5 protein-coding genes and 2 pseudogenes are annotated in these 13,832 nt (G+C 74.0%); 2 read left to right on the top strand and 5 right to left on the bottom strand.

Features of this window, described 5'->3' with window-relative positions:
* Both ACGFNF_RS28650 and ACGFNF_RS28645 read left to right on the top strand, forming a co-directional pair.
* Positions 1-480 (top strand): AfsR/SARP family transcriptional regulator (locus ACGFNF_RS28650; protein ID WP_393171916.1); only part of this gene is annotated, 480 nt, incomplete at its 5' end.
* 149 nt (positions 481-629) lie between these two features.
* Entirely contained in the window at positions 630-1,841 is a 1,212-nt protein-coding gene (locus ACGFNF_RS28645; RefSeq protein ID WP_357578079.1) for a cytochrome P450, read from the top strand.
* A 183-nt stretch (positions 1,842-2,024) separates the two neighbouring features.
* Here the strand turns inward: ACGFNF_RS28645 and ACGFNF_RS28640 are convergent, their stop codons facing one another.
* From ACGFNF_RS28640 to ACGFNF_RS28620, 5 genes and pseudogenes are all read right to left on the bottom strand, one after another.
* On the bottom strand, positions 2,025-2,270 hold the full coding sequence (locus ACGFNF_RS28640; protein ID WP_393171914.1) for a ferredoxin: 246 nt from the start codon (positions 2,268-2,270) through the stop codon (positions 2,025-2,027).
* A gap of 87 nt (positions 2,271-2,357) precedes the next feature.
* Positions 2,358-3,233 (bottom strand): FG-GAP repeat domain-containing protein, encoded by an 876-nt coding sequence (locus ACGFNF_RS28635; protein ID WP_393171912.1) that lies wholly within the window; start codon positions 3,231-3,233, stop codon positions 2,358-2,360.
* Positions 3,234-3,314: 81 nt separating this feature from the next.
* Complete coding sequence (locus ACGFNF_RS28630) at positions 3,315-4,511, bottom strand: alpha-hydroxy-acid oxidizing protein (RefSeq protein WP_393171910.1); 1,197 nt, start codon at positions 4,509-4,511, stop codon at positions 3,315-3,317.
* 58 nt (positions 4,512-4,569) lie between these two features.
* Positions 4,570-4,761 (bottom strand): annotated as a pseudogene (locus tag ACGFNF_RS28625) (acyl carrier protein); the annotation flags it as partial.
* Between the two features lie 1,143 nt (positions 4,762-5,904).
* A pseudogene (locus tag ACGFNF_RS28620) lies at positions 5,905-13,824 on the bottom strand (type I polyketide synthase); the annotation flags it as partial.
* Positions 13,825-13,832: the final 8 nt, after the last annotated feature.

The raw sequence follows: 13,832 nt of genomic DNA, 5'->3' as shown, positions 1-13,832 counted from the left end.
ATCGACCTCTACCGCTTCCGCAGACTCGTCCGCGAAGGCCGCCACGCCACCACCACCAACAACCCCACCCGCGCCGCCCAACTCCTCACCGAAGCACTCACCCTCTGGCGCGGACGCGCCCTCGCCGACCTCGTCGAAACCGGCACCTGCTGGTCAGAACTCGCCGCCATCGAAGACGAACGACTCTCCGCCCTCGAAGACCGCCTCGACGCCGAACTCGCCTGCGGCCGACACCGCGAAATCACCCCCGAACTCGAAATCCTCACCGCCACCGAACCCATGCGCGAACGCCTCTGCCACCAATTCATGCTCGCCCTCTACCGCAGCGGCCGCCAAGTCGACGCCCTCCGCGTCTACCGACGCACCCGCGAAGCCCTCGTCGACGGCCTCGGCCTCGAACCCGGCCGCAGCCTCCAAGAACTCCAACAACGCATCCTCGAACACGACGCCAAAATCCAAATCCCCGCACTCACCCACTAACCCACCGATCCACTCCGCACCAGCCACGATCGCCTCCACGATTACCCGAGGGTGGACCGTCTGCGGGCAACATCAGGAGCGCGCGGTCCGTGACGCCTGGCGCACCGGAGGCCGACGGCGATTCCTGCTCAGACCACAGCGAGGACGACATGGCGAACAAGTGCCCGGCGCACGGGCATCAGATGGTGATGGACGACGACTACTTCGCTAGCCCGTACGCGGCGTACGAGGTCTACGCGTCACTGCACGAAAAGGGTGCCGTGCACCGCACCTGCCTGCCCGACCACGGCCCCGTGTGGCTGGTGACCGGCCACGCCGAGGTCTACTCCGCGCTCCGCGACAGGCGCCTCGCGCGGCCCCGCGAGTACAGCAACGGCGACTTCACCAGCAAGCGCTTCCCGGAGGGCGAGGCGACCGGGACGATCGTCACCCTCGACCCGCCGGAGCACACGCGGCTCAAGAAGATGATCAACTTCACCTTCCTGCCCCGCAACCTGGAGACCTTCCGCCCCCGGGTGCACCAGCTGGTCAAGGCCCGGCTGGACGCGATCGAGGCGGCCGGCGGCGGCGACCTGGTCGAGGACTACGCGGCCATCCTGCCGATCACGATCGTCTGCGACGTGCTCGGCATCCGCGAGGAGTACCGCAAGGACCTGAAGCACTGGGCGGACCTGGTGTTCAGCGGCGACAACGAGACCAACGCGATGGTCCGCACGAAGATGTCGCACTTCATGAACATGGTCCGCGAGGAGAAGACGAAGGAGCCCGGCGAGGACCTCTTCTCGTACTGGATCCACGCCAAGAACGCCGACGGCGAGCCCGAACTCAACGTCTACCAGGTGATGGCCCTGGCCCTGCTGACGATGCTGGGCGGGTACGACACCACGGCGGGCATGATCGGCCGGGGCGCGCTGGCGCTGCTCGACAGCCCGGAGACGCTGGAGCGGCTCCGCAAGGACCCGGACCTGTTCGACGTGGCCGTCGAGGAACTGCTGCGCCGCAACGGCTCCGTGCACCACGGCTTCCGCCGCTTCGCCACGGAGGACCTGGAGATCGACGGCACGAAGATCGCCAAGGGCGAGACGGTGCTGCTGCACCTGACCGCGGCGGGCAACGACCCGAAGCGGTTCCCCGATCCGCAGGTGCTCGACATCGACCGCGAGGACAAGGCGCACGTCGCGTTCGGCGGCGGCCCGCACTTCTGCTCGGGTTCGGAGCTGGCCCGGATGGAGACGACCATCGCCCTCCGGGAGCTGTTCATGCGGTTCCCGAACATCAAGCTCGCCGCGCCCCGGGAGTCGCTCAAGGTCCGGCGTACGCCGCTGGTGCCGGCGCTGATCTCCCTCCCGGTCACGGTCTGAGCGCTACGGAAGACGCGGTCCGCCGGTCACCCGCGAGGTGGCCGGCGGACCGCGTCGTTTCGGCCCGGGCCTCCCGGTGAACCGCCCGGGCCCGGCCGCAGCGGAGACGAAGAAAGGCCGCCTACGGCGGCCTGTGCGGGACGTCGGCCCGCCGGGCGTGATTCCACCCGGCGGGCCCCGCCCTCATCGCTTCGGGGCGATCGGCGTCCCGTCCTGTGCGTCGATCACCGAGATGGCCTCCACGGGGCAGAATTCGGCGGCCTCGATCACCTGGCCGGACGGCGCCACCACGTCGGCCAGCGGCCGGGAGACGGGGTCCATCGCGAAGTGGTCCGGCGCGCTGCCCACGCAGAAACCCGAGCTGATGCAGCGCTTCGATTCCACCACCAACCGCCACCCGGCCTGGTCGCCGGCCTCGTTCACGCTCACCACTGCCCCTCTCGTCGTGCGTCCACTGTGTTGGGCTGCCGGGCCGCGCCTGACGGCCCGCCCGGTCGCGGCGCGAGCCGGCCCACGTCAGCTCACCACCGAGTACTTCTGCCAACCCGTCGCGAGCACCTCCGGTGCGGACAGCGTCGCGAACGGCCGGTCCGGGTCGAACGTGCCGTGGTGCAGGTGGACGACGAGGGTGCCGTCGGGGCGCAGACCCAGCACGTCCGGGCGGCCGTCGAGGTCGATGTCGGTCACGGTGATGATCTCGTACTCCTGCCAGCCGTGGGCGAGCGTGAACCACCGGCCCTCGCCGCGCCACCACGGGCCCTCGCCGGACGCGTTGTGCGCGAACTCGTACAGGTCGAGGTCGCCGTTCGCCCGCCGGACCAGCAGGTCGGCCCGGCCGGTGCCGGTGAAGTCGGCCATCGCCAGCGGGAAGTCCTCGACGTCGACCGTCACCAGGCGGTGCGCGGTGCGGTCGTACGTCTCGTTCTGCGTGACCTGGCGCTTGTTGAAGAACGCGTCGACGTGGCCCGCGTCCTGCTCGCGGCCGAACATGTCGTCACAGCCGTCCAGGTCCAGGTCCGCGATGCCGAGGGTCTCCCACTTCTTGTCGTCGCGCGCGCCGGAGATCCGGATCGGCTCGCCGAGGGTGTCGAGACCGTTCAGCCCACCCCTGTTCGGATAGAGGAAGATCCCGTGGGTCTCGTTCATGTGCGTCATGCTGATGCCGATGACGTCGGCGTAGCCGTTGCCGTTGACGTCGATGGGGCGGACCAGCCCGTGGTTCCGGTTCGGATGGAAGCCGGTGCTGATCAGCTCCGGCTCGCCGAAGGTCTCGCTACCCCGGAAGCTGCCGCTGTGCGGGAAGACCAGCAGTTCGCCCGTGACGTCGTCGCGGACCATGATGTCCATCCTCCCGTCCCCGTTGAACGAACGGCAGTGACCGTTCCCGCTCATGCGTGCCACAAATAACCTCCACGTACGCCCCGAAATACGACAGCCCGATCGTTCCGACCGGAGATCGAGAAACGGCGGGAATCAGCGGAACCTGACGTGCGAACGGTTCAGCTCGCCCACCGAGGAGACCCCGAGCAGCTTCATGGTGACCTCGATCTCCCGGCTGAGGATCTCCATGGCCCGTACGACGCCGCGCCGACCGCCGGCCATCAGGCCGTACTGGTAGGCCCGGCCGACCACGGCGGCGCTGGCGCCCAGGGCGATCGCCGCCACGATGTCGGCGCCCGAGGTGATGCCGGTGTCGACGAGCACCTCGACCCGGTCGCCCACCTCGTCCACGACGTCCGGCAGCAGCTCGACGGGCACCGGGGCCCGGTCGAGCTTGCGTCCGCCGTGCGTGGACAGCCACACCCCGTCGACCCCGACGTCCGCGACCCGCCTGGCGTCGGCGACGCTCTGCACGCCCTTGGCGACGAGCTTGCCCGACCAGGCACCGCGCAGCCACTCGACGTCGTCGATGGACAGCCGCGGGTTGAACACCCGCTTGATCATGTCGGACGCGGACCCGCCGGTGGCCTTGAGCACCTGCGGGGACGGGGTGCCGGCCCGCCACTGCCGCATCCACCAGCCCGGGTGCAGGAACGCCTCGGCGATGGTGCCGACGCTCATCGACGGCGGGATGGTCAGGCCGTTGCGGATGTCGCGGCGGCGCGGCACGGAGATCGGCGTGTCCAGCGTCAGCAGGATCGTGTCGAACTTCGCCTCCTCGGCGAGCGCGATCAGTTCCTTGACCATCGCCCGGTCCTCGGCGAAGTACAGCTGGAACCAGTGCCGGCCCTCGGGCGCGGCGGCGGCGACGTCCGCCAGCGAGGTGGTGGCGAGGGTGGAGACCGAGTACGGGATGCCGAACTGCTGCGCCACCGACGCGACGGCCGGCTCGCCCTCGGCGTGCATCACCCGGTTGAAGCCGACCGGCGCCAAGGCGAACGGCAGCTTCTGCCGCTTGCCGAGCACCGTCCGGCTGGTGTCCAGGTTGGACACGTCGCGCAGCACCGACGGCTGGAACTCGATGTTGGCGAACGTCTCCCGGGCGCGGCTGAGGCTGCGCTCGCTGTCCGCCGCCCCGTCGCAGTAGTCGAACACCATCCGGGGCACCGCCCGGCGGGCCACGTCGCGCAGGTCGGCGATGCCCGCCGCGCGCAGCAGCCGGCGTTCCGTCGGGTTCCACGCCACCTTGGGCGGCTTGATCAGCGTGCTCATCCGAGCGGACTTGCTCATGAGGGCTTCCTTCCGAGAGGGGGGTGACGAAGGTCCGCTCCTCGTCGTGGGGGGTGTGCTACGCGACGAGGGCCCGCTGGGCGAGCAGTTCCTCGACCACCTCGGCAGGCGTCGGGTGGTCGTAGACGAGCGCGGCGGTCAACTCCAGCCCGGTGAGGGCCTCGAGCCGGCGCCGCAGTTCCACGGCGGTGAGGGAGGAGAAGCCGATGTCGAGAAACTCCTGGTTCTCGTCGACCGTGGCGGCCGACGGCAGACCCAGCGTGTACGCGGTCTGGGCCCGTACCACGTGGGACAGCACCGCGCGGGTCTCGGCCTCGTCGGCGCCGTCGAGCAGCCGGCGCAACGCGTCGGGGCTGTCGGCGTCGAGCGTGTCCTCGGCGGCCTCGGTGACGTGGCGCATCGCGTCCGGCAGGTCCCGCAGCAGCGGGCTCGGCCGGTACCGGGTGTAGTCGGGTACGAACGAGGGCCAGTCCACGGCGGCGGCGACCCGGCCTGCCGCGCCCGTGCCCACCGCCGCGCCGAACTGCTCGACGGTGACGTCCGGGCCGACCGCGATCGACACCGCCCCGTCGCGCTGCTGGGCGATCGCGTCGAACACGGCCGCCGTCCCGGCGGCGCCGGCGACACCGAACAGCTCGTCGGCCGTGTGCACGAGCACGAGCCGCTCGGCGCTGGCGGCGAGGGCGGTCGCGACCGGGTCGTCGGCGTCGCTGGTGACGACCACCGTGTCGGCGGCCCCCGTGGTGACCGTCGCGCCCGCCGCCTCCAGCAGGGCGGCGATCCGGTCCGCCAGCGGCCCGCCGTGCAGCGCGACCGGGCCCGCCGGCCGCCACGGCTCACCGGTCGGCGCGGGGGCCGCGACGAGCCGGCGGGCGAAGACGCCCGCCGAGCGCAGCGCCACCTGGTCCTCGCCGGCACCCCGGGTGAGCACCCGGCACAGGGCGGTCAGCGTCCGGTCGTCGAGCGTCTCCGGCAGGTCGACCACCCCGCCCCAGGCCCGGGGCGTGGCGAGGGCGGTGGACCGGCCGAAGCCGTACGCCGCCGCCCCGTCCAGGTCGGTGATCCGCTCGGTGGGGGTGACCGCGGCCGCGCCCCGGGTCAGGCACCACACGGGAGCCTCCACGCGGGACTCGTCGAGGGCCCGCAGCAGCCCGGCCGGGGTGGGGCCGGCGGACGTCGTCAGCACCCCCGCCGCCACGTGTTCGGGCACCAGGTCGAGCAGCTCGTCCGCCGTGCCGTCGCGGTACACCCGGACGTCGGCGCCGTGCCGGGCCATCGCCTCGGCGATCTTGTCGGCGTCCGTCGGCACCAGCCACACGCCCCGCAGCGCGGGCACCGGCAGCTCCGTGACCGGGGACCACCGCAGCTGGTAGCCGGGCGCGGGCCCGCGTCGCCACGACGACAGCGCCACCGCCACGTCCTTCAGGGTCGCGGTGTCGTCCAGGCCCAGCAGCGCGCCCAGGTCGTCGCGCTCGACCGCGGCCCAGAAGTCGTCGCCGGGCGCGGCGGCGGCGGGCGGGTCCGGCCACAGGCGGGTGCGTTGGAAGGCGTACGTGGGCAGGGCGACCGGGCGCGCGCCCGCGAAGAAGGCCCGCCAGTCGACGGGTACGCCGCGGTTGTGCAGGCGGGCGAGCGCCTCGGTCGCCACCTGCGGCCCGTCCCGGTCGGCGCGCTGCGCGGGCACGAACTCGCCGTCGGCCACGCACTCCCGGCCGAGCGCGGTGAGCACCGCGTCCGGGCCCAGTTCGAGGAAGGTGCGTACGCCGCGTGCCGCCAGCGCCTCGACCGCCGCGGCGAACCGGACCGTGGCCCGTACCTGACGCACCCAGTACTCGGGGGTCAGCTCGGCGGGCTCACCGGTGACCGTGGAGAGCACCGGGATCGTCGGCGGGTGGTGGGTGACGGACCCGGCCACCGCGCGGAACTCGTCGAGCATGGGCTCCATCAGCGGCGAGTGGAACGCGTGCGACACGGTGAGCCGCTTGGTCTTGCGGCCGCTGGCAGCCAACTTCTCGGCGACCGCCAGGGTGGCGGCCTCATCGCCGGAGAGCACGACCGAGGTGGGGCCGTTGACGGCGGCGATCGCCACGGCGTCGGAGAGCAGCGGGACGACCTCGTCCTCGGTGGCGCGTACGGCCACCATCGCGCCGCCGGTGGGCAGCGCCTGCATCAGCCGGCCGCGGGCGGCCACCAGCCGGGCGGCGTCCGGCAGGGTGAGGACCCCCGCCACGTGCGCCGCCGCCAACTCACCGATCGAGTGCCCCGCCACGAAGTCCGGCCGCACCCCCCACGACTCGAACAACCGGAACAGCGCCACCTCCACCGCGAACAACGCCGGCTGCGCCCACCCCGTCTGATGCACCTCCTCGGAGCCCAGCACCTCCCGCAACGGCCGCTCCAGATGCCCGTCCAACTCCGCACACACCTCGTTGAACGCCGCCGCGAACACCGGGAAGCCCATCAGCTCCCCCGCCATCGCGACCCGCTGCGACCCCTGCCCGGTGAAGAGCACGGCGGTCGCCCCGGCGGTGTCGGCGACCCCGCCGACCAGCCCGGCGGCGTTCTCGCCACGGGCCAGCGCGGCCAGTCCGGCGCGCAGCTCGGCCAGGTCCCGGCCGAGCACGACCGCCCGGTGCCGCAGGGCGGTACGGGTGGTGGCCAGCGAGAAACCGGCGTCCACGGCGGACGCCGCGTCGGTGAGGTGGGCGGCGAGGCGGGCCGCCTGGTCACGCAGCGCGGCCTGGTCCCGGCCGGACACCACCAGGGGCACCACCGGCACGTCGGCCGTCGAGTCCACCACCACGGGCTCGGGCGCCTGCTCGATGATCGCGTGCGCATTGGTGCCGGAGATGCCGAACGAGGAGACGCCGGCGCGGCGCGGGCGTCCCGTCTCCGGCCAGGGCACCGCCGCGGTCAGCAGCTGGACGGCCCCGTCCGCCCAGTCCACGTGCGGCGAAGGCGCGTCGACGTGCAGCGTCGGCGGCAGCAGGCCGTGCCGGATCGCCTCCACCATCTTGATCACCCCGGCGACGCCGGCGGCGGCCTGGGTGTGCCCGATGTTCGACTTGATCGAGCCGACCCAGAGCGGGTGCTCGCCCCGGTCGCGGCCGTACGTCGCGATGAGCGACCGGGCCTCGATCGGGTCGCCCAGGGTGGTGCCGGTGCCGTGCGCCTCGACGGCGTCCACGTCGGCCGGTCGCAGCCCCGCGTCGGCGAGCGCCTGGTTGACCAGGCGCTGCTGGGACGGCCCGTTCGGCGCGGTCATGCCGTTGCTCGCGCCGTCCTGGTTGACGGCGGTGCTGCGCACGACGGCGAGCACCGGGTGGCCGTTGCGGCGCGCGTCGGAGAGCCGTTCGAGCACCAGCACCCCGACGCCCTCGCCCCAGCCGGTGCCGTCGGCGCCGGCCGCGAAGGACTTGCACCGGCCGTCCGGCGCGAGGGCCCGCTGGCGGCTGAAGTCGATGAACGCGTTGGGCGTCGCGAGCACGGTGACGCCACCGGCCAGGGCGAGCGTGCACTCGCCCCGGCGCAGCGACTGGGCGGCCAGGTGCAGGGTGACCAGCGAGGACGAGCACGCCGTGTCGACGGTGACCGCCGGCCCCTCCAGCCCCAGCGCGTACGACACCCGGCCGGAGACCACGCCGCCGGCGACGCCGGTGCCGATGAAGCCGTCGAGCTCGGGAGGCAGGTGCTGAAGGTGCGCGGTGTAGTCGTGGTACATCAGGCCGGCGAACACGCCGGTGCGGCTGCCGCGCAGGGTGGTGGGATCGATGCCGGCGCGCTCGACGGCCTCCCACGAGGTCTCCAGAAACAGCCGCTGCTGCGGGTCCATGGCCAGGGCCTCGCGGCGGGAGATGCCGAAGAACTCGGCGTCGAACCAGGCCGCGTCGTACAGGAAGGCGCCCTCCCCGCAGTAGGTGCGGCCGGGCTTGTCCGGGTCCGGGTCGACGAGGTTGTCGATGTCCCAGCCACGGTCGGTCGGGAAGCCGGCCACCGCGTCGACGCCCCCCGCGACCAGGTCCCACAGCTTCTCCGGGGAGGTGGCGCCGCCGGGGAACCGGCAGCCCATGCCGACGATCGCGATGGGGTCGTCGGTGCCGTCGGTGGCGGCCACGACCACGGCTGCGGCCGACCCACCGGCGAAGAGTTCCGCGTCCAGGTGCTCGGCCAGCGTGGTGGGGTTCGGGTAGTCGAAGACCAGCGTGACGGGCAGCCGCAGGCCGACGACCGCGTTGAGGCGGTTGCGGAACTCGACGGCGGTGAGCGAGTCGAAGCCCAGTTCCTTGAACGCCTTCGTCGCGCCCACCGCCTCGGCGCCGCCGTGCCCGAGCACGACCGCGACCTGCGTACGGACGATGTCGACAAGCTCCTTGCGGCGCTCGGCCGGGCCGCGACCGGCGAGGGCCGCGACCAGGTCGGAGGCCGCCGCGGCGTCGGCGGAGACCTGGCGTCGCGCCGGGGTGCGGACCAGGCCGCGCAGCACCGGGGGCAGCACGCCGCCGGACGCCTGCTCCCGCAGGGCGGCGAGGTCCAGGTGGATCGGCACGAGGGCGGCCTCGGGCGCGCCGAGCGCCTCGTCGAAGAGCGCGAGCCCGTCCTCGGTGGAGAGGGGCCGCACGCCGGAGCGCCGCATCCGGGCGAGGTCGGCGTCGTCGAGCGCGCCGGTGAGGCCGGTGCGCTGAGCCCACATGCCCCACGCCAGCGACACCGCGGGCAGGCCCAGGGCGCGCCGGTACGCGGCGAACGCGTCGACGAAGGCGTTGGCCGCCGCGTAGTTGCCCTGGCCGGGGCCGCCGAGGACGCCCGCCGCGGAGGAGAAGACGACGAAGGCGCTCACGTCGCCGGCCAGCTCGTGCAGGTTGACGAGCGCGTCGACCTTGGGGCGCAGCGCGGTCGCGACCCGCTCCGGCGTGAGCGACGGGATCATCCCGTCGTCCAGGACGCCGGCCGTGTGCACGACCGCCGTGGGCGGGTGCTCCGCGACGAGCGCGGCCAGCGCCTCGCGGTCGGCGGCGTCGCAGGCGGCGACCGTCACGTGCACGCCCTGGGCGGTCAGCTCGTCGTGCAGCGTCCGCAGGTCCTCGGTCATGCCGCGACGGCCGGCGAGCACGAGCCGGCGGACGCCGTGCCGCGCGACGAGGTGCCGGGCGACGAGGCGGCCGAGCGTGCCCGAGGCACCCGTGACGAGGACCGTGCCGGTGATCTCCGACGGCGTGCCCGGCTGCCCGGACGCCTTCGCGATGCGGGGTACGAGGACCTCGGTGCCGCGCAGGGCGAGCTGTGGCTCGCCCGAGCGCAGCGCCGGCACGAGGTTCGGCGCCCACTGCCCGCCCGCCACGTCGACGAGCACGATCCGGCCGGGGTTCTCGGACGCGGCCGAGCGCAGCAGGCCCCACACGGCGGCGAGCGCCGGCCGGGTCGCGTCGGTGCCCCCCTCGGTCAGCACGACCAGGCGGGCGGCGGCGAACCGGTCCTCGGCCAGCCACTCCTGGACGGCGGCGAGGGCGTGCTGCACCGCCCGGTAGGTGGCCCCGACCAGGTCGTCGCCGTCGGCGGTGACCGGGAGGACCACGAAGTCGGGGACCTCGGCGATCGCGGCGAGGCTGTCGTACGCGGTGGCGCCGGGCAGCTCGCCGCCCACGACCGCGACCGTGGCCGCGCCGTCGGCCACCGGGACGGGCACCCAGTCGAGCACGTGCATCGCCTGGTGGCGCGGGTTGGTCAGGTCGGCGAGCGCGTTCGCGGGCAGGCGGCGCACAGCCAGCGCGTCGATCGTGGCGACCGGCGCGCCGGCGTGGTCGGCGACGGTCACCGCGACGGCGTTCGGGCCCGCCGACCGGAGGGTGACCCGGAGCCGGGCGGCGCCGGTGGCGTGCAGGGTCACCCCGTGCCAGGCGAACGGCAGCCAGGGCCCGCCCTCACCGTCGTCGGCGGTGAACACGCCCAGGCCGAGCGGGTGCAGCGCCGCGTCGAGCACCGCGGGGTGCAGGCCGAAGCCCGCGACCTTCGCCGCCTCGGGGGCGGTGACCTCGGCGAACAGCTCGTCGCCCCGCCGCCACACCGACCCCAGGCCGCCGAAGGCGGGGCCGTACGTCACGTCGAGCGCCGCGAACCGGTCGTACAGCTCGGCGGTGTCCAGGGCCTCGGCGCCCTCGGGCGGCCAGACGCCCGCCGGGGCCGCCGCGCGGTCGTCGGCGCCGGACGCTCCGGTGCCCAGCGTGCCGGTGGCGTGCCGGGTCCACGGGCCGTCGCCGTCGGGCCGCGAGTGGACGGTCAGCCGCCGGGCGCCGTCCGGGCCGGGCTCGCCGACGCGGAGCTGGACCTGCACCGCGCCCCGCTCCGGCACCACCAGGGGCGCTTCGAGCGTCAGCTCCTCGACCTCGGTGGCGCCCACCTCGTCGCCGGCGCGGACCGCCAGCTCGACGAAGGCCGTGCCGGGCAGGAAGATCCGGCCCGCCACCCGGTGGTCGGCGAGCCACGGGTGCGCCGAGGTCGACAGCCGGCCGGTGAGCAGCACCCCGTCCGCGCCGGCCAGCGACACGGTCGCGCCGAGCAGCGGGTGGCCGGTGGAGCCGAGGCCGAGGCCGGTGGCGTCGACCGGGCCGCCCGCCCCGCTGGGCCAGTAGGTGCGGCGCTGGAAGGCGTACGTGGGTAGGGCGACCGGTCGGGCCGGGGCGGTGACCAGCGTGGCCCAGTCCGGCTGCACGCCCCGGGTGTGCGCCTGCCCCAGCGACAGCAGGAACCGGCGCAGGCCGCCCTCGTCGCGGCGCAGCGTGCCGACGACCGAGCCGCCGCCCGCCTCGTCGAGCAGGTCCTGCACGGCGGGTACGAGCACCGGGTGCGAGCTGACCTCGACGAAGGAGTCGATGCCGTCGGCGATGACGCCGCGTACGGTCTGCTCGAACTCGACGGTCTGCCGCAGGTTGCGGTACCAGTACTCGGCGACCAGCTCGGCGGTGTCGAGCAGCTCACCGGTGACGGTCGAGTAGAGCGGCACGTCGCCGGTGCGGGGCCGCACGGGGGCGAGGACCCGGAGCAGCTCGTCGCGCATCGACTCGACGTGCGCGGAGTGCGAGGCGTAGTCGACGTCGATGCGCCGCGCGCGGACCTCGTCGCGCTCGCACTCGGCGAGCAGCTCGTCGAGCGCCTCGGGCGCGCCGGAGACGACCACGGTGGACGGCCCGTTCACGGCGGCGACCGACAGCCCGGGCCGCAGGCGCCGGGCGACCTTCGCGACCGGCTCCGACACGGACACCATGCCGCCCCGCCCGGCGAGGTCCACGGCGATCAGCTGGCTGCGCCGGGTCACCACCAGGGCGGCGTCGTCCAGGGTGAGCGCCCCGGCCACGCAGGCGGCGGCGATCTCGCCCTGGGAGTGCCCGACGACGGCGGCGGGCTCGATCCCGTGGGAGCGCCACAGCGCCGCCAGCGAGACCATCATGGCGAACAGCGCCGGCTGGACGACGTCGACCCGGTCCAGGGAGGCGGCGCCCGGGACGCCGCGCAGCACGTCGAGCAGCGACCAGTCGGTGTGCCGGTCGACGGCGGTGGCGCACTCCGCCATCCGCTCGGCGAAGACGGGTGCGGTGTCCAGCAGCTCGGCGGCCATGCCCAGCCACTGCGAGCCCTGGCCGGGGAAGAGGAACGCGGTGCGCTCGCCGGCGTCGGCGAGCCCGGTGACGAGGTTGCGGGCCGCACCCCCGTCGGCGAGCGCGTCGAGCGCGGCGGACAGCTCGTCCCGGTCCCCGACGAGGACGGCGCGGTGCGGGAGGCGGGCGCGGGTGCTGGCGAGCGCGTACGCGACGTCGTGCGTGCCGAGGTCGTCGGTCAGGCGGTCGCGCAGCCGGACCGCCTGGTCGCGCAGCGCCGCCTCGGTCCGGGCCGACAGCACCCAGGTGGCGGGGCCCTCGGCCGGCGGGGCGCTCTGCGGGGCCTCGGCGGCCGGTGGCTCCTCGATCAGCACGTGGGCGTTGGTGCCCGAGATGCCGAACGACGAGACGCCCGCGCGCCGCGGGTTCTCGCCCCGTGGCCACCGCACCGGCTCGCTGAGCAGTTGGACGGCGCCGTCGGACCAGTCCACGTGGTGCGACGGCTTGTCGACGTGCAGGGTGCGGGGCAGCTCCTCGTGCCGCAGCGCCATGACCATCTTGATCACGCCAGCGACGCCGGCGGCGGCCTGGGTGTGCCCGAAGTTCGACTTCACCGAGCCGAGCCAGAGCGGCCGGTCACGCTCCTGGCCGTAGGTGGCGATGAGCGACTGGGCCTCGATCGGGTCGCCCAGCGTGGTGCCCGTGCCGTGCGCCTCCACCGCGTCCACGTCGGCAGTGGTGAGCCCGGCGTTCGCCAGCGCCGCCCGGATCACCCGCTGCTGCGACGGCCCGTTCGGCGCGGTGAGGCCGTTCGACGCGCCGTCCTGGTTGACGGCCGAGCCGCGTACCACCGCCAGGACGCGGTGCCCGTTGCGGCGCGCGTCCGACAGCTTCTCCAGCACGAGTACGCCGACGCCCTCGCCGAACGCGGTGCCGTCCGCCGCCGAGGCGAACGCCTTGACCCGGGCGTCCGGGGCGAGCCCCTTCTGGCTGGAGAACTCGATGAACGTGCCGGGCGTGGAGATGACGCAGGTGCCGCCGGCCAGCGCGAGGTCGCAGTCTCCGCTGCGCAGCGCGTGCGCGGCCACGTGCACCGCCACCAGCGACGACGAGCAGGCCGTGTCCACGGTGACGGCCGGGCCCTCCAGCCCCAGCACGTACGACACCCGGCCGGACACGACGCTGCCCGCGACCCCGGTCATCGTGTAGCCGATCAGCGCGTCCACGTCCCGCTGCATGGCGTTCAGGTACTCGACGCTGTTCGCGCCGACGAACACGCCGGTCCGGCTGCCCCGCAGCGAGTGCGGGTCGATCCCGGCGTGCTCGAACGCCTCCCACGACGTCTCCAGCATCAGCCGCTGCTGCGGGTCCATGGCGAGCGCCTCGCGCGGGCTGATGCCGAAGAAGCCCGCGTCGAAGTCGGTGGCGTCCGGGATGAAGCCGCCCCGCCGCACGTAGCTGGTGCCGGAGCCGCTGTCCGGGTCGAACAGGTCGTCCAGGTCCCAGCCCCGGTTGGTGGGGAAGTCGGTGATGCCGTCGCCGCCGGACGACACCAGCTCCCACAGGTCGTCGGCGGAGCGCACGCCGCCGGGGAAGCGGCAGCCGATGCCGACGATGGCGATCGGCTCCCGCTCCGTCGCGGTACGCAGCTTCCGCCGCGTCTCGTGCAGGTCGGCCGTCACGCGCCGGAGGTACTCGACAAGCTGCTCTTCGTTCGCCATCAGTAAGCCCT

It is taken from the genome of Micromonospora sp. NPDC048868 (assembly GCF_043198195.1).
Lineage (GTDB): Bacteria > Actinomycetota > Actinomycetes > Mycobacteriales > Micromonosporaceae > Micromonospora > Micromonospora reichwaldensis.
Note: the sequence above shows the minus strand (reverse complement) of the source record. Positions and strands in the feature narration are given on the sequence as shown.